At 58.7% G+C, this 16324-nt stretch carries 17 protein-coding genes and 1 pseudogene; 11 read left to right on the top strand and 7 right to left on the bottom strand.

What is annotated here, in order from left to right; all coding sequences use genetic code 11:
- Positions 1 to 37: 37 nt before the first annotated feature.
- Positions 38 to 976 carry an aldo/keto reductase family protein gene (locus tag H4Q31_RS15455; RefSeq protein WP_185179955.1) on the bottom strand — a complete coding sequence of 313 codons (939 nt, stop codon included), beginning with the start codon at positions 974 to 976 and terminating at the stop codon, positions 38 to 40.
- A 150-nt stretch (positions 977 to 1126) separates the two neighbouring features.
- Here H4Q31_RS15455 and H4Q31_RS15450 point away from each other — a divergent pair, with 150 nt between their 5' ends.
- From H4Q31_RS15450 to H4Q31_RS15440, 3 genes are all read left to right on the top strand, one after another.
- Positions 1127 to 1471: a winged helix-turn-helix transcriptional regulator gene (locus H4Q31_RS15450; protein WP_185179954.1), complete on the top strand. Its 345-nt coding sequence runs from the start codon at positions 1127 to 1129 to the stop codon at positions 1469 to 1471.
- 95 nt (positions 1472 to 1566) lie between these two features.
- A complete protein-coding gene (locus tag H4Q31_RS15445; protein ID WP_185179953.1) occupies positions 1567 to 2568 on the top strand; it encodes an ATP-binding cassette domain-containing protein in 1002 nt (333 codons plus the stop codon).
- A complete protein-coding gene (locus H4Q31_RS15440) occupies positions 2565 to 3362 on the top strand; it encodes an ABC transporter permease (RefSeq protein WP_185179952.1) in 798 nt (265 codons plus the stop codon). The genes H4Q31_RS15445 and H4Q31_RS15440 overlap by 4 nt, the downstream gene beginning before the upstream one ends.
- Before the next feature lie 75 nt (positions 3363 to 3437).
- Here H4Q31_RS15440 and H4Q31_RS15435 read toward each other — a convergent pair whose 3' ends face one another.
- Both H4Q31_RS15435 and H4Q31_RS15430 read right to left on the bottom strand, forming a co-directional pair.
- A complete protein-coding gene (locus H4Q31_RS15435; protein WP_185179951.1) occupies positions 3438 to 3827 on the bottom strand; it encodes a VOC family protein in 390 nt (129 codons plus the stop codon).
- Between the two features lie 164 nt (positions 3828 to 3991).
- Entirely contained in the window at positions 3992 to 5227 is a 1236-nt protein-coding gene (locus H4Q31_RS15430; protein WP_185179950.1) for an MFS transporter, read from the bottom strand.
- Positions 5228 to 5335: 108 nt separating this feature from the next.
- Between H4Q31_RS15430 and H4Q31_RS15425 the strand changes: the two genes are divergently transcribed.
- The 3 genes and pseudogenes from H4Q31_RS15425 to H4Q31_RS15415 all read left to right on the top strand — a co-directional run.
- Positions 5336 to 7222 (top strand): ABC transporter substrate-binding protein, encoded by a 1887-nt coding sequence (locus H4Q31_RS15425; RefSeq protein ID WP_185179949.1) that lies wholly within the window; start codon positions 5336 to 5338, stop codon positions 7220 to 7222.
- A gap of 102 nt (positions 7223 to 7324) precedes the next feature.
- Positions 7325 to 8305, top strand: a complete 981-nt coding sequence (locus H4Q31_RS15420) for an aldo/keto reductase (RefSeq protein WP_185179948.1) — start codon at positions 7325 to 7327, stop codon at positions 8303 to 8305.
- A gap of 41 nt (positions 8306 to 8346) precedes the next feature.
- Positions 8347 to 8637, top strand: a pseudogene (locus H4Q31_RS15415) (GNAT family N-acetyltransferase); the annotation flags it as partial.
- Between the two features lie 67 nt (positions 8638 to 8704).
- Here the strand turns inward: H4Q31_RS15415 and H4Q31_RS15410 are convergent.
- Both H4Q31_RS15410 and H4Q31_RS15405 read right to left on the bottom strand, forming a co-directional pair.
- On the bottom strand, positions 8705 to 8983 hold the full coding sequence (locus H4Q31_RS15410) for a DUF2653 family protein (RefSeq protein ID WP_185179947.1): 279 nt from the start codon (positions 8981 to 8983) through the stop codon (positions 8705 to 8707).
- Positions 8984 to 8989: 6 nt separating this feature from the next.
- Entirely contained in the window at positions 8990 to 9427 is a 438-nt protein-coding gene (locus H4Q31_RS15405; protein ID WP_185179946.1) for a hypothetical protein, read from the bottom strand.
- A 141-nt stretch (positions 9428 to 9568) separates the two neighbouring features.
- On the opposite strand from H4Q31_RS15405, the gene H4Q31_RS15400 reads away from it, so the two are divergent.
- Complete coding sequence (locus H4Q31_RS15400) at positions 9569 to 10135, top strand: DUF309 domain-containing protein (RefSeq protein WP_185179945.1); 567 nt, start codon at positions 9569 to 9571, stop codon at positions 10133 to 10135.
- An 821-nt stretch (positions 10136 to 10956) separates the two neighbouring features.
- Here the strand turns inward: H4Q31_RS15400 and H4Q31_RS15395 are convergent.
- Both H4Q31_RS15395 and H4Q31_RS15390 read right to left on the bottom strand, forming a co-directional pair.
- A complete protein-coding gene (locus H4Q31_RS15395; RefSeq protein ID WP_185179944.1) occupies positions 10957 to 11547 on the bottom strand; it encodes a beta-class carbonic anhydrase in 591 nt (196 codons plus the stop codon).
- Between the two features lie 32 nt (positions 11548 to 11579).
- Positions 11580 to 11921 carry an iron-sulfur cluster biosynthesis family protein gene (locus H4Q31_RS15390; RefSeq protein ID WP_185179943.1) on the bottom strand — a complete coding sequence of 114 codons (342 nt, stop codon included), beginning with the start codon at positions 11919 to 11921 and terminating at the stop codon, positions 11580 to 11582.
- 119 nt (positions 11922 to 12040) lie between these two features.
- Between H4Q31_RS15390 and H4Q31_RS15385 the strand changes: the two genes are divergently transcribed.
- The 4 genes from H4Q31_RS15385 to H4Q31_RS15370 form a co-directional block, all read left to right on the top strand.
- The gene (locus H4Q31_RS15385) at positions 12041 to 13549 is read left to right on the top strand and encodes a carboxypeptidase M32 (protein ID WP_185179942.1); all 1509 of its coding nucleotides are present in this window, start codon (positions 12041 to 12043) and stop codon (positions 13547 to 13549) included.
- A 97-nt stretch (positions 13550 to 13646) separates the two neighbouring features.
- Positions 13647 to 14618 (top strand): aromatic acid exporter family protein, encoded by a 972-nt coding sequence (locus tag H4Q31_RS15380; RefSeq protein ID WP_185179941.1) that lies wholly within the window; start codon positions 13647 to 13649, stop codon positions 14616 to 14618.
- Between the two features lie 95 nt (positions 14619 to 14713).
- A complete protein-coding gene (locus H4Q31_RS15375; protein WP_185179940.1) occupies positions 14714 to 15274 on the top strand; it encodes an outer spore coat protein CotE in 561 nt (186 codons plus the stop codon).
- Between the two features lie 257 nt (positions 15275 to 15531).
- Positions 15532 to 16324: putative amidoligase domain-containing protein (locus H4Q31_RS15370; RefSeq protein ID WP_446483086.1), on the top strand; the 793-nt coding region annotated here is incomplete at its 3' end.

The following is a 16324-nucleotide window of genomic DNA, read 5'->3' as shown; positions in this document are numbered from 1 at the left end:
GAAGCAATACGCTTCCAGGCGGCTTTGGCGAGCTCCCTTATTGCAGAATTTCTTCGATCCGGTTCAGCACCTCTTCGTTGAGTTCAACGCCCGAGGCTTTGGCGTTCTCGGTCACTTGCTCCGGCCGGCTGGCGCCGACGAGCGCGCTAGCGACATTGCCTTGGCGAAGCACCCATGCGAGCGCCAGGTTGCCGACGGAGATGCCGAGCTCCGTCGCGATGCCTTCGAGCTGCTTGACCTTGGCGATCTTCTCGTCGGTGATGCCCTTGCGCATATTCTCCAGCTTCGCGGCTCGGCTGTCTTGAGGGATGCTGGAAGCCGACGTATACTTGCCGGTCAGCAAGCCTTGGGCGAGCGGGGAGAAGACGACTTGCCCGATGCCGGATCGTTCGCTGAGCGGAATCACTTCCTTCTCGATATAACGATTGAACATGTTGTAGATCGGCTGGTTGACGACGATGCGGTCCAGCAGATAACGGTCGGCGACGCCAAGCGCTTCCGCGATCTGCGACGCTTGCCACTCGCTCACGCCGGCATAGAGCACTTTGCCTTGACGAATAAGATCGTCGATCGCGCGCAGCGTCTCATACAGCGGCGTCTCCGGGTCATGGCGGTGGCAGTAGAAGATGTCCACGTAATCTTGGCCGAGACGCTTCAAGCTGGCATTCACCTGCTCGGTTACATGCTTGCGCGACAAGCCGCGGTCGTTCGGACCGTCGCCCATCGGCCAGAACGCCTTCGTCGCGAGCACGTACGATTCGCGCGGATAAGCCTTCAGCGCTTCACCGACGACAACTTCGGCCGCGCCTCGCTCATAGACGTTCGCCGTGTCGAAGAAGTTAATGCCCAAGTCATAAGCCGTCTTAATCGAATTGACCGCGTTCTCGCGCTCCACGTAACCGCCGTATGTAAGCCAGCTGCCCAAGCTGATCTCGCTGACCTTCAGCCCGCTTCCGCCTAATCTCCGATATTTCATTGCAAAGACCTCCTCGACAGGATATAGACTACCTTTCTCATTCTATAGAAATTGGTATACTGATGGAAGAAGTGAAATGTCTTTCACTTAATTATACCTGTTATAGAAGCTATACTTAAGTATAGTAATATGCGAGGAGGCATCGATTCGATGACAACGGTTAAGAAAGCGAGCAGCTACATTCCGAAGACGCCGATACATATCGAATGCAATATTGAGAAAACGTTAGACGTACTCGGGGGCAAATGGGCGTTCCTCGTCATCCGCGAGCTCTTTGACGGCACGATGCGTTTCGGCGAGCTTCAACGCAAGATTCCGAACGTCAGCCCGCGAGCCCTGACCAGTACGCTTCGGCATCTGGAGGAGAAGGGCGTGCTGGAACGCTCGGTTTTCCCGACGGTGCCGGTGACGGTTGAATATGCCTTAACCCCGAAGGGGCAGGATCTGCACAAGATCTGCCACGAGATGAAGCTGTGGGCGGCGCGCTGGACTTAGGGCTCAGGAAGTAGATAAATGAAATGAAAGTTCATATTCAGTTCACATTGGAGCGATAAGATCCTCTTGTATTAGCACACAGGAGGAGAGAGACCATGATAGTAGACAATGAATGGGCCGTCGAAGCGCGCGGTCTTGTCAAAGTGTTCGGCGACAACCGCGCCGTGGACGGCGTTGACCTGAACGTCCGTGCCGGTTCGATCTACGGCGTGCTGGGGCCGAACGGAGCGGGGAAGACGACGACGATCCGCATGCTCGCGACGCTGCTGCGGCCGGACGCGGGGTCGGCGCGCATCTTCGGGCATGACGTGACGAAGGAGTCGCAGGTCGTCCGCCAGTTGATCGGCGTGACCGGCCAGTACGCCTCGGTTGACGAGTCGCTTAGCGCGACCGAGAACTTGATTATCTTCTCCCGGCTGCTCGGCTTGGGACGCGCGGAGGCGAAGCGCAAGGCTGTGGAGCTGCTCGAGGAATTCGGGCTTATGGAGGCGGCGAAGCGCCCGCTCAAGAACTTCTCCGGCGGCATGCGGCGCCGGCTGGATCTGGCTGCGAGCCTTATCGCGCAGCCGCCGCTCATCTTCTTGGATGAACCGACCACGGGTCTCGACCCGCGCACGCGCGCGCAGATGTGGGAGACGATCCGTCGTCTGGTGAAGACCGGCTCGACCGTGCTGCTGACGACGCAATATTTGGATGAAGCGGACCAACTGGCGGACCGGATCGCGGTCATCGACCGCGGCCATGTGGTCGCGGAGGGCACCGTCGACGAGCTGAAGGCGTCCGTCGGCACTTCTTCCTTGCATTTGCGCGTGCAGCAGACGCAGGACCTGGAGGCGGCGCGCCGCATCGCGGAACGGGTGCTGCGCGTACAGACGAGCGTATCGTCGGAAGCGGCCAAGATGACGGCGCCGCTCGCGGACGCCGACTTAACCGCCGATCTGCTGATCGCGCTTCGCGAAGAAGGCATTCGCCTCGCTGAGGTCAGCGTGCAGAAGCCGACGCTCGACGAGGTGTTCTTGACGATCACGGGCCACGGCGTGAAGGATGAGACGGCGGATTCCGCCGAGTCCAAGGAATTGGAGGCGGCCGGCGTATGAGAAGCAATACCGTTCAATTGAGCAATCGTTCGAGCTTCGGCCAATCGATCCGCAACTCGCTCACAATGGCTTATCGGGGACTGCTGAAGATTCGCCGAACGCCGGAGCAGCTGTTCGACGTGACGCTGCAGCCGATTCTGTTCACCTTGATGTTCACGTATATCTTCGGCGGCGCGATCTCGGGCGATGTGGCGAGCTATCTGCCCGTCATTATCCCAGGCATTCTCGTTCAGACAGTCATTACGACATCCGTCGTCACCGGCGTTCAGCTGCGCGAGGATATGGACAAAGGCGTCTTCGACCGCTTCAAGTCGCTGCCGATCGCGCGCATCGCGCCGCTCGCGGGAGCGCTGCTGGCGGACACGATCCGCTATACGATCGCGACCACGCTCACCTTCGCCATGGGCTATGTGATGGGCTACCGTCCGGAAGGCGGCCTAGGCTTCGTGGTGCTTGCCGCCTTGATGGTCATCGTATGCGCATGGGCGATCAGCTGGATCTTCGCGTTCTTCGGCGTCATCGCCCGGACGGCATCCAGCGTTCAGGGCATCTCGATGATGGTGCTGTTCCCGCTTACCTTCCTGTCCAATGCGTTCGTGCCGACGGCTACGATGCCGAGATGGCTGCAATGGTTCGCGGACGTCAACCCGATCTCGCACCTGATCTCGGCGGTTCGCGAGCTGACGAACTCTGGAACGGCCGGCTGGGATATGGTGATCTCCCTCATTGGGGCAGCCGTTATCGTGGCGATCTTCGCGCCGATCACGGTGCGGGCTTACATGCGGCGCACGTAAGGAAGAGCGAATAAGCGCGCTGCAACACAACAGAAGGGGACGTTTCCGTCACAGGAAGCGTCCCCTTGATTCATTCTACTTCAAGCTATGCGCGATCTCCCAGATGTGGCCGGCGGGATCGGCGAAGCTCGCCGTGCGGATGCCCCAAGGCCGATCCATCGGGCCGTTCAGAAGCTTGACGCCGCGACTGGCGAGCTCTTCGCACGCGGCATCTACATTTTCCACGTCGATCGTGAACTGGAACCGCGCTCCCGATTCCCGGCGGGCGACCGTCTCGGGCTCGATAAGCCCGGGCGCCTCGGATTCGTCGAGCAGATTAATCAGCAGGTTGTCGAACTGGAATACCGCGGAATTCGGATCCTCGAAGATGACCGGCAAGCCGAACGCATCTTGATAGAACGCCTTCGTTCGTTGCAAATCGCTGGCGAACAGCGTAATGACACCGACCTTGGATCTTGGCCACATCGATGAGCGCACCTCGCATCTAAAATATAGGGTAAATACCTTCATCTAACAATACGGCCTCGATTATATCACAGGGTAGTATTTTCTGCGTCCCAACCAATCTTGCTTGGCCGGGATATGGTGATTTGCCCTCTGCGCGGCGGCGGCGAAGAGACAGCTGCCGCTTATGGCGACAGCCGTCTCTTTGCCGTTTGAGCGCGCCAAGCGACGGCCCATACGATCGCTAAGAGGAAGAGAAGGAGGCCGGACGTTCGGTATAGGCGGAACACGCCGAATGAATCGATCACCATATAGCCGATCGCCGGGCCAAGCGCAGAGCCTAAGTCGAAGACTAACGTGTAGCTTGTCATCATGGGCACTCTGGCGGAAGGAGCTTCGGAAGCGCAATCGGCGGCCGAAGCATCCAACCAAGTTGTGACGGCCGTATTGAGCAGCAGAGCGCCGAGCAGACAGCCGAACCAGAGCCATGCGGAGACGCTCGGCATGGAGAGTAGGACGAATAGAAGCGTCGACGCTATTAGCGACGCGCAGATCCACGGCTTGCGGCCAGTGGGACGATCGGATAGCTTGCCGAACCAAGGGGAGAGGAAGGGCGACCAACCCGCTCGCAGCCCCTGTAAGATGCCGGACAGCGAAGCCGCGCCTAAGGCAACGCCGAACAGGGATAACTGGAAGGGCCGTTCTTCGATGATTCCGGTTAGCGTCGATGGCAATATCCCGAAGAAGACAGAAGCGATGACAAGTCCGGATAGCAAAGTAAGTACCGCTTGCGCGTTAAGCCAAGGGGGTCTTGCTCTCCTGCGTTCACGGGCCGGAGGCATGTCGGACTGCGCCGTTCCTGTTCCTTGGGCTTGCGGCAAATAACGGGCGGCGATCAGAAGTCCGACAAGCGTCAAAGCGCCAATGGCAAGCATCGCCGGCTGAACGCCCCAATAATCGGTTCCAATGCCGCCGGCCAGCATGCCGACCAGTCCGCCGAGCCCCCATAATCCGTTGTAGCTGCCCATCAGCCGGCCGCGATTGTCAGGCCCGGACGCCTCCAGCACAGCCAGATAACCGCCCAGCCGCAGCACGGCCCAGGCGATTCCCCATAGGCAGCGGGCGGCAGCCAGCAGCCAGAATCCGCGCAATAGACCGTAGGAGAGAGTGGTCGCCACGGAGATGCAGACAGCGGCCAGCAGGCATCGCCGCAGTCCAAACTTCGCGTGTAACCAGCCGGCTAACGGATTGAGGGGCAGCCGAACGAATCGATTGATCGACAGCAGCACGCCGACCTGCCACAGGTTCGTCAAGCCGAAGGAAGGCCAGTATACGGGCAGCACAATATACAGCATCGAATCGCTCATGACGCAGACGGCGGTAATTAACGCGATTAAGTAAATCGATTGGGTACGGATCATATGACGACCTCCATGCCCCCATTATAGGTTTGAAAAGAGGAAGTAAAAGTGCAAGAATAGTGCAGTAAGCATTTCACCTTTTTTCGGATGGGAAGATGATGCGGCGATATGGAGCTGGCGGAACATTATGAGCGGTTGTACGAGAAGCTGTTGGCTCATGGCTCCGAGAGGAGCGGAACGCAGCTTGGCCAAGCTTTAGAGCTGCCGATCGAACGATTGGCCGGCATCTTGAACTGTACGGAGCGCAACGCGAAGCTCATCCTGCGGAGATGGGAGAGCGCAGGCTGGGTTAGGTGGCAGGCGGGCAGAGGAAGAGGCAATCGATCCAAGCTGTCCTTGCTTAAAGCTCCGATCCGCATCCAATTAGACCGGGCCGTGGATTCGGTGCTTCAAGGCGATCCTCGGCCGGCGGTCGGGCTGTTAGGCTCTGCGATGCTGAGCGGGGGGCATAAGGACGAGCTGCTCGAAGCGATCGCCGGCTTCTTCCGTTCATCCTCGGTGTCAGGAGGCTCTTCACCCATCGATACGATTCGCTTGCCGACCTATCGGCCGCTGCCGAATCTGGATCCGGCCCGCTTGATGCGGCGCACGGAGCTGCACCTGGCGATGTGCCTATTCGATCCGCTCGTCCGTCTGGATGAGCGTTCGAACCGATATGTGCCGCATTTGGCCCACCACTGGGAGCGCGTGGATAAGGAGCGGATATGGCGCTTCTATTTAAACAAAGGCGTGTTATTCCATCATGGCCGGAAGCTGACGGCCGAGGATGTCCGGTTTACGCTGGAGCGGCTGGCCGAACCGTCTGCCTCCTCCTACTGGGGCGCGTTCGGGAATATAAGGCGAGTCGCGGTCAAAGGAGATTATGAACTGGAAGTCGAGCTGCGCGAATGGGATCCCGCCTTCTTGCCGCTCCTCGCGTCTCCGGCGGCGTCTATTGTTCCACGCGATCTATGCAGCGAGAGCCCCGAGAAGTTCGCGGCGTCTCCGAAGGGGACAGGCCCGTTTCGCGTAGCGGTCAATCAGGCGGATCGGCTCGTGCTGGAGGCGTTCGATCATTCCTTCCGCAGACGTCCTCTGCTGGACCGGATCGAGTTCTGGTTCATTCCGCAGCTCTATGAATCCCATTCGGGGGCGGAAGAGCCGCCGGAGCAGCCATTATCCTCTTTTCAACTGCGCGGATACCCTTATCCCGCAGCGCAGGGGAGGTGTTGGCAATCCGTCAGCCAGATGGACGGCGGCTGCAAGCTGCTGATCGTCAATGCCGGCAAGCATGGCTTGCTCCAGCAGGAAGAGGTCCGCGCCAAGCTGCTGGGAGGTATCGACCGCGATGCCATGATTCGGGAGTTGGGAGGCAATCGGTCGGTGAAGGCTGACTATATAGCCAAGGAGATAGAAGAGCTTCGGCCCGGCGGCGATGCTGATGAGGACCAGGCCATATCCATGCGATCCATGCGGGGACGGCTGGCGGATGGTATCGTCGATGAATCCGAGAAGAGTCGGGACGAACGATTGACACTTTGCGCTTATAGAGGCGCAGGCAACGAATGGGACGCAGAGTGGATTGCATCCGCGGCGGCGAGACTGGGCTTCGAGATCGAGATTCGCCTGATCGAGACTGGAGACAGCTTGATTGAATCGGCGGAGGAGGCGGATCTATGGCTGTGGGACCAGCCCATTCCCGGCGATCCGGAATTCGTGTATAGGCATCTGTTCCTAAGCGAGAACGGATGGCTGCATCGCGCCAGGCCGACTGCGATGGAGGAACGCCTAACGGAAGCCTTGTCTGACGAATCGGATGCTCGCAGGCGTCTCCTGCTCTGGAGACAATACGAGAGCATTCAGCGGGAAGCCTTCCGCTATCTAACGCTCTATCGGTGGGAGCAGACGGCAGCTTATCCGCCGGAAGTCCGAAGCGTATCGCTCAACAGGCTCGGGTGGGTCAACTTCGAGAACGTTTGGCTTCGAGCGCCTGATGAGGTTTCTCCGGAAGAATAACGAAGATCTATCAATTAACACTAGCGTGAACGCGCTTTTACAAAGCCTCCTTCGATACGTTAGAATAGAGAGGTACGTACATATGGAGAGGAGCGAGATGGGATGGAGTATACGACTCTGGGCCGAACTGGCCTCAAAGTCAGCAAGCTGTGTCTTGGCACGATGAATTTCGGCGTCGATACGGAGGAGAAGGATGCGTTCCGAATTATGGACGCAGCGCTGGATGCGGGCATTAACTTCTTCGATACGGCCAACGTGTACGGCGGCAAGGAGAATCGCGGTCTTACGGAAGAGATTGTCGGCCGTTGGTTTGCCCAAGGCGGCGGCCGGCGCGAGAAGGTCGTCATCGCGACCAAGTTCTACGGCGAGATGAGCGATGACAACGACGGCCCGAACAATGCCGCCGGCCTGTCGGCCTACAAGCTGCGCCGTCATCTCGAGGGCTCCTTGCGCCGTCTGCAGACGGACCATATCGAGCTGTATCAGATGCACCATGTCGACCGCAGCGTCTCCTGGGACGAACTGTGGGACGCGTTCCGCATCGCGCAATATCAAGGCAAGATCGGCTATGTCGGGTCGAGCAACTTCGCCGGCCGCGATCTGGTCAAGGCGCAGTACGAAGCGAAGAGCCGCGGCCTGCTCGGGCTCGTCTCGGAGCAGCATAAGCTGAGCCTGCTCTGCCGCCTGCCGGAGCTGGAAGTGCTGCCTGCTGCCGAAGAACACGGCATCGGCGTTATCGCCTGGAGCCCGTTGGACGGCGGCTTGCTGAGCGGCCACGCGCTGAAGCCGGTCGCCGGCTCGAAGCGCGCGAACAATCCGGAGCGAGTGGAGAAGCATCGAGCGCAGTTGGAAGCGTTCGAGAAGTTGTGCCGCGAGCTGGGCGAGAGCGAAGCGAACGTCGCGCTGGCGTGGACGCTGACGCGCCCGGCGATGACGGCGCCGATCATCGGGCCGCGCACGCTGGAGCAGCTCGAAGGCGCGCTTCGCGTCGTCGATATCCAGCTGAGCGAAGAAGCGCTGCAGCGTCTGGACGAGATCTTCCCAGGACCCGGCGGGGCCGCACCGAGAGCTTACGCTTGGTAATTAACGGGGTTAAATGATGATCGTTCGCAGCGAAGAATATTGCGCGATGCGAGGGGAATGCCCTCAGGCGGATCTCCCACAAAGTCGAATTCGGCGTGTGCGTGCTGCAAGCGTACTGGGGCTGCGCGATCGGGAGGCATCTTCTGCAAGCTTCCGTTAGGTGGGCCGACGCGAATGGGATCGCCAGGATCACCTTGAACGTGCTGGAGACCAATACCAAGGCCATTCAGCTGTACGAGCAATTCGGCTTCGAGATGGAAGGCGTATTGAGGAAGGATAAACGCCTCTCCGACGGGCGATATTACAACACAGTCGTGATGGGCCGCTGCTGAGCGCAATACAAAATGACCAGCCAATTCGTTTGGCTGGTCATTTCTATGATAATTAGGAAGCGGTGCGTCAGGCGGAGATGTCCGCCCAGATCTCGTCGTCCACTTCCAGCTTAATCTGGGAAGGATAGACGCGCTCCTGATATTCGTTGTGCACATAACGCATGATCGCTTCCTTCAAATTCGCTTCTACGAGGAAGCGGCTGCGCCCCTGCACCCAGACTTCGGCGCTGAAGCCTTGCTCCTCGTCCCAGAGAAGTTCGACTTCGATCTCCTTCACCGGAACCTCGTGCCGCTCGGCCAGATGAAGGCAGACGGCGTTCACGATCTCATCCATGGTCAGACGCATGTCGGCTTACCACCTGCGGGAGTCGTCCGGACGCTGCTGGTTCTTGTTGCGCCGGAACGAATTGAACACGGCTCGGATGATGGAGATCAGAACAATGATCGCGAGCACGTTGACGATGAGGCCTAAGAAGTCCCCGAAGCCGCCCATGCCGCTGAACATGCTGCCGAAGAGCAGGCCGGCGATGCCGCCGATCATCAGACCTTTCATCAAGCTGCCGCCGCTGAAGAAGCCGCGCTGAGCAGTCGTTCCGGCTGCAGCTCCGGTATTCGTCTTGGTACCGGTCGTCGTCTTGGAGACGTTATCGGTTGATTTGCTCGGCGTTTGGGAGTAGGACTTCTTGCCGGAGCTGAACGATTTGCGCGCAGCGTCCGCTTGATCGGCTGGCACGCTGATCACTACCGTGAAGGCGAGCAGGCTGAACAAGAGCAAAGCTTTTTTCCACATGGTGCATAACTCCTTCTGTCTATCTGTAGTTTGTACAATAGAGCTATACGAGCGGACGAGCCTATGGTTTCAGGAAGAACGTGCCGTCTCGTCGAAATTGCGTTATTCTTGAAGGAGATTGGCGTAAGGAGCAGAAGCTTGATGACATTATTTCCGTACCCTGAAGAGTTTATCGCCTATCTGGCGGAATATTTCGGTTCGCGGGATTACTTCGAATGCCACGAATGGATGGAAGCCTTGTGGAAAAAAGAGAAGGGTAAGCCGCAGGAGAACTGCTGGCTTGTTCTCGTGCGCGTCGCCGTCGCGCAGTATCATGCCCGGCGCGGCAACAGCGCCGGCGCCTACAAGCTGCTGGCGAAGGCCGCGCGGGAGGTAGACCCGGCCGCCATGGACGGCATCGGGCTGGACGGCCGGCGGCTGGCCGGCGTGCTGCGGGATCGGCTTGCGGCGTGGGGAGGACCGAATGGCGTCGCCTATTCGGACCTTGAGCTGCCGATCACCGATCCGGAGCTGCTGCGGCTAGCCCGGCAAGCGGCGTCGGCGCGCGGCTGGGCTTGGGGCGCGCCTGGCGATCAGGTAGCGCGCGAGCTAATCGACCGCCACGCGCTGCGCGATCGGGCGGAGGTGATCGACGCCCGCGCCGCCGCCGCGCGCGAGAAGGCGCAGGAGCGGGAGAAGAGGCGGCACACCAGCGAGGACGATGCATAGAGTCGGCTGAAGGCAGAATTAGTCTGCGAACGAACTAACTCGGCCATCGGAGCGGCGTGCGAGACAGAATTAGTCGGCAAACGAACTAACTCGGTGCAGAAAGCGACGAATGAGGCAGAATTAGTCTGCGAACGAACTAACTCAGCGCGCGTAGTGGCAGGCAAGATGGAATTAGTCGGCAAACGAACTAACTCGGTGCAGGAAGCGACGAATGAGGCAGAATTAGTCTGCGAACGAACTAACTCAGCGCGCGTAGTGGCAGGCAAGATGGAATTAGTTTGCAAACGAACTAACTCGGTGCAGAAAGCGACGAATGAGGCAAATTAGTCTGCAAACGAACTAACTCGGCCATCGGAGTGGCAGGCAAGATGGAATTAGTCGGCAAACGAACTAACTCGGTGCAGAGAGCGACGAATGAGGCAGAATTAGTCTGCGAACGAACTAACTCAGCGCGCGTAGTGGCAGGCAAGATGGAATTAGTCGGCAAACGAACTAACTCGGTGCAGGAAGCGTCGAATAAGGCAGAATTAGTCGGCAAACGAACTAACTCGGCCATCGGAGCGGCGTGCGAGGCAGAATTAGTTTGCAAACGAACTAACTCGGTGCAGGAAGCGACGAATGAGGCAGAATTAGTCGGCGAACGAACTAACTCGGCCATCGGAGCGGCGTGCGAGGCAGAATTAGTCGGCGAACGAACTAACTCGGCCATCGGAGCGGCGTGCGGGGCAGAATTAGTCGGCGAACGAACTAACTCCACGCCCGCGGCGCCGGGCAACCACATATAAAAAAAATCGGCCTCCCAACAGGGGGCCGATTGCCGATTATTCAGCCTCTGGATCCGTGTGCGCTAGATAGTCGTAGCCGTCGACGACCCATTCCAGCTCGCCGGTCGAAGGATCGATGATCATGCCGTGGACCGGCGTTCCTGGCGGGAGCAGCGGATGCTTGCGGACAATATCCACGCTATTCTCCACACTCGACTTCACGTTCTCGAAGCCGGTCAGCCAACGGTCGAAGTCGACGCCGGAGTGGTGCAGCGTTCGGATGACTTCCTTGGACACGCCTCGCTCGATCATATGCCCGACAACCGTCTTCGGATTGATGCCCGTCATGCCGCAATCATGGTGCCCGCAGATGATGACCTCGTTCGCGTTCAACTCGTACAGCGCCACGATGATGCTCCGTATGATGTTGCCGAAGGGGGCGGTAATGATCGCGCCGGCATTCTTGATGATCTTAGCGTCCCCGCTTTGAACGTTGAATGCCTTCGGCAACAGCTCGGTCAGGCGCGTATCCATGCAGCTGACGATAACGACACGCTTGCCCTTCGGCTCAGTCGGCCAGAATTGCTCGTACTCCCGTCCTTCGACGAACGCTCGGTTATGGGCGAGAATCTCATCCACTCTTCTCATATGTAACTCCTCCTTGCGATCTATGAATTGGATTATTCCGCGATAGGAAGGCCTCTGCGGTCTTGAACCGGCAGCCGGTTCGAATAGATCTGTCCGTCGCTCGCCAGCACGAAGGTTCGGCGTTCCGGAGCATAAGAGATCCGAAGCTCCTCATCCCAGAATATCTCCTGCTGCTTATCGTACCAAACCGCGATCGGCCCGCCTTCGGCTTGAACATCGTCTGCTTGCGGGGCAGCGACAGCCCACAATGCCGTAACGCCGTTCACCGCGCAGCCGCAGCCTTCTGTATCATAAACCAGCCGCAGCGCGATTGAATCGGCGTCGAGCTGCTCGCGAATCGCTTGGACCGCCTGCTCGCTCCAGCTTATTCTCACCCCATTCACACTCCTTCGCTCTACCATAATAAAGCCAACCTTACGTTATGTTGATTATAGATTTCATGGGAGTTATGATCAAGTTAGATTGTGATATCAATGGGAGAGGTTGAATACATATGGCGGATACGTTGACAAAGTTTCGCGAATTAACGACGAAGCTGAAGCAGTACTCTGAGATTCTAGGACTTGTCTATTGGGATATGCGGACGGGCGCTCCGCGCAAAGGCATCGAATTCCGCTCCGAAGCAGTCGGCGCGTTGTCGGACGATATGTTCCGGCTCTCGACGTCCGATGAGATGGGAGAATTGCTGGAGAAGCTGGGACAGCCGGATACATACGCAGCGCTTAGCGCGATCGATCGCAGACTGGTAGAGGAGACGCGCAAGGAATTCGACCGCAACCGCAAGCTGCCTCCGGAATTGTTCAAGGAGTACGTCATCTTAACCTCCCAATCGGAGTCCGCTTGGGAAGTGGCGAAGGATGAGAATGATTTTGCCGGATTCTCCAAGTACTTGGAACGCATCGTCGAGATGAATCGCCAATTTATCGAGTATTGGGGCGTCAGAGGCACGCCGTACGATACGCTGCTCGACATGTACGAGCCGGGGATGACGACGCCGGAATTGGATCGGTTGTTCGGCGAGCTGAGATCGCGCCTGGTGCCGCTGGCTGAAGCGATCCGGGCGAGAGGCGACCGGCCGGACACCTCGTTCCTGCAGAGCAAGTTCGACATCGAAGCGCAGAAGAAGCTCAGCCGCTTCATCCTGAAGCAGATGGGCTACGACTTCGAAGCGGGACGTCTGGACGAGACCGTTCACCCATTCGCGACGGGGCTCAGCATCGGCGATGTTCGCATTACGACGCATTACTACGAGCACGATCTGCCCAGCGCCTTGTTCAGCACGATCCATGAAGGCGGCCATGCTCTCTATGAGCAGAATATCTCGCAGGAGCTTGCCAGAACGCCGCTCGCGACAGGCACTTCGATGGGCATTCACGAATCGCAATCCCGCTTGTGGGAGAATATGATCGGCCGCAGCCGCGGCTTCTGGCAGCGGTACTTCCCGGAATTGCAGAAGCACTTCCCGGGACAGTTCGACAACGTGACGGCAGAAGCGTTCTACCGCGGCATCAACGTCTCGGAGCCGTCGCTCATCCGCATTGAAGCGGACGAATTGACGTACAACCTGCACATCATGATCCGATACGAGATTGAGAAAATGTTATTTAATGAAGGTCTGGCCGTTCGCGACCTTCCGGAAGTCTGGAATGCCAAGTATAAGGAAGCGCTCGGCGTCGTGCCGAAGAACGATTCGGAGGGCGTGCTGCAGGATGTGCACTGGTCCGGCGGCTCCTTCGGCTACTTCCCTTCCTATTCGCTCGGCAATATGTACGCTGCGCAGATGCTTAATACCGCGAAGTCGAAGCTCCCGGATCTGGACGGCCAGATTGCGCGCGGCGAGCTTCAGCCGCTGAAGGGATGGCTGACGGAGAACATCTACCGCCACGGCAAGATGCTCGATCCGTCCGAGATCATCCTAAACATCAGCGGCGAGCCGCTCCAATCGTCGTATCTGTGCGATTATCTGGAGACGAAGTTCCGCGACATATACCGGCTCGGCTAAACACGCCAGGCGGGCAGAGGAGACGGTCTTCCCTTGCGGGAGCCGCTTCCCGGCCCGCTTTTGTGCGTTTAACGAGCTTCGAGGAGATCAGGAGAAGATGGGATATCGCGTCATCAAGACAGCCGTCGCGACGCTTGCCGCTATCTATGCTGCGACGCTGCTTCAATTGGACAATCCGCTATCGGCGGGCATACTGGCCATCATGGGCGTAGACACGACCCGCTGGCGGGGGCTGCGAACCGTCTTCGCCCGGTTTGGAGCTTCGGTCGTCGGCCTTGGCGTCGCTTCAATGCTGTTCTACTTTTTCGGATTCCATATTTGGGTGTTATCCGTCTATATTCTGCTGGCTTTCCCGGTTGTCGCCCGCTTCGGCTTCAGCGCCGGCGTCGTCACTGGCGCTGTCGTCGTGTTCCACCTGTTCGGGAGCGGCGACATCAGTTGGGCGTCCATCGGCAATGAGATCGCGCTGCTCTTGATCGGGCTCGGCATCGCGACGCTGCTCAATCTGGCTTATATGCCGAAGGAGAGCAAGACACTGGAATCGCTGCGGAGCAGGACGGAGGAGAGTTTCTCCGGGGTATTCGCGGGGATGGCGAGTTATCTTCGCGACCCTGAGATTGTATGGAGCGGAGGCGAGATGCTAGATGCCGAATCCGCCATCGAGAGAGGGGTTGCCGTTGCGAAGCGCGCCCAAGAGAACCGGTTCGTCCAGCAGAACGAGCCGTGGCTGCTCTATTTTCACATGCGCCGCCAGCAGCTGGATTCGATCGAATTGATGATGGAATCGGTCGCAATTGTCTCGCAGCGGGTACCGCAGGCGCTAGATATTGCGGCATTATTCGAACGCTTGTCCGTTGACGTGCGATCGGAATATTACGAAGGCAACACCGAGCGTGAGCTCGCTAGGCTGGAGCAGCAATTCAAACGGATGGAGCTGCCGAGCACGAGGGAGGAGTTCGAGACGCGAGCCGCCCTGTTCTCCTTATGCCGTGAGCTCAGACGGTTCCTATCCATCGCAATGCGGGAGAAAAAACAACGGTCATCTTCTCCGAATCAAGTCATACAATGAATCGGAACCTCTAGTGCACGGATACATTTTTGTCACTCTAGACGAATGTCCTGCATAGACTTAATTGACTTGATTGTATGGAGGAGGTCTACCGTATGGCTTTAGCGGATAAACGGCTGCAGCGCAGAGAAATCATTACGAAGGCGGTTTGCGGTAAAGGCCGGAAGTTCTCTACGGTTACACACACCGTTACGCCGCCGCATCATCCGAGCAGCATTCTGGGAGCGTGGATTATCAACCACCAATACGAAGCAGCCAGAGCGGGGAACGGGGTCGAAGTCATTGGGTCCTATGATATCAACATCTGGTACTCCTATGACAAGAATTCGCAAACCGACGTGGCCAAAGAGACGATCACCTACGCTGAGATCGTGCCCCTGTCTTATGTAGACCCCCGTCACCGTTCGTCTACCGAAGAGGTGTCCGCGGAAGCGACGCAAGAGCCGAACTGCGTGGAAGCGACGGTCAGCTCGAACGGAACGAGTGTCATCATTCGGGTCGAACGCGAGTATGCCGTTGAGATGGTCGCCGAGACGAAGGTCGTTGTCGTCGTGGACCCGTCCGCCTTCGATGACGACGTCAAGGACGCCGACTTCGGTCTGGAAGACGGTGACTTCGAAGACCTCGATTCGGATCTGCTCGAAGACGAATTGTAAGCGGCCCTGCCTGCGGTCGGTACTTATGATTATGCCGAGACGGGAGAATTATCGAGGGCGAGTGCCCTGTCGGGACAGCGGGAGAAGCCTATTTCTGTGGATGCGGCCGCGGGGCCGCATCGGGGCGCATACGGGGAAGGGTCATTCGGCTTCGGCGTTCATCCGCCGGCGGGACGGCCCTTCCCGTTTTGCTCGATATAGCCTAGAAGTTGCAGCACACGGATCAATGTGCGGCGTATGGCGGGAGGAAGCGGAATATGGCGGGCAAAGTTTGGGCGAACACATACGGAGAGGCGATGCCGTGGAGCCGTATGCCGTCCGGTGTTCAACAGTTAAGGCCGGACTCTCAGATCGACGCGGATGATGCCGTTCTCTTGTTTCCAGGCAGCGGACTCCCGAATGTCGGACAAGCGGGAAGGGCGTGGATCTGGAATGCGAGAGCAGCCGCCGCCGAAGCGTTGGAGCCACGCGAGATCGAGCGACGGCTGATCCGCGAAGGCTTCTCGGCGGAGCTGACTTCGGCAGGACATCAGGCTGCGGCGGGACGATGGCATTCCTCTGCGGGCACGGTGCGTTATGAGTATGTGTTCGAGGTGGCGGTGTTCGGTCTTGGCTGCGCGTTCGTCCGTCCGTCGCCGCTGGGCAGCTATCGCGGTGAACAGCTGACTAGAAGGCTCAAGCGGGCTTCCGCGCGCGCGCTTTATATTCTAGGCCTCGATATGGGTATGGTAAAATGGAAGCTCGATAGAACCGGAAGATTCGGTTTGATCGTCGGATTGACGCCGCAGCTATCGACTCGTTCGGCGGGGGAGAGGGACGGGCTGCGGCTCGCGGCTTCCGCCTTTGCCGCCAATTGGGAGCGGGAGACCGCGTCGGGGGTATCCGCCGTCATCGGGGCGGACCCGGAATTCGTACTGCTCGCGCCAAGCGGCAAGGTCGTACCCGCATCGCGCTTCTTCCCGCCGCAAGCGCCCGCCGGCTCCGACACCGTCGTCGTCGGCGGCGTGCTGCGGCGGCCGCTCGCGGAGCTGCGCCCCGCGCCGGCGGCGG

Source organism: Cohnella lubricantis (assembly GCF_014212015.1).
In the GTDB taxonomy this organism is placed as follows: Bacteria; Bacillota; Bacilli; order Paenibacillales; family Paenibacillaceae; genus Cohnella; species Cohnella lubricantis.
This window is presented reverse-complemented; position numbering and strand designations above follow the sequence as displayed.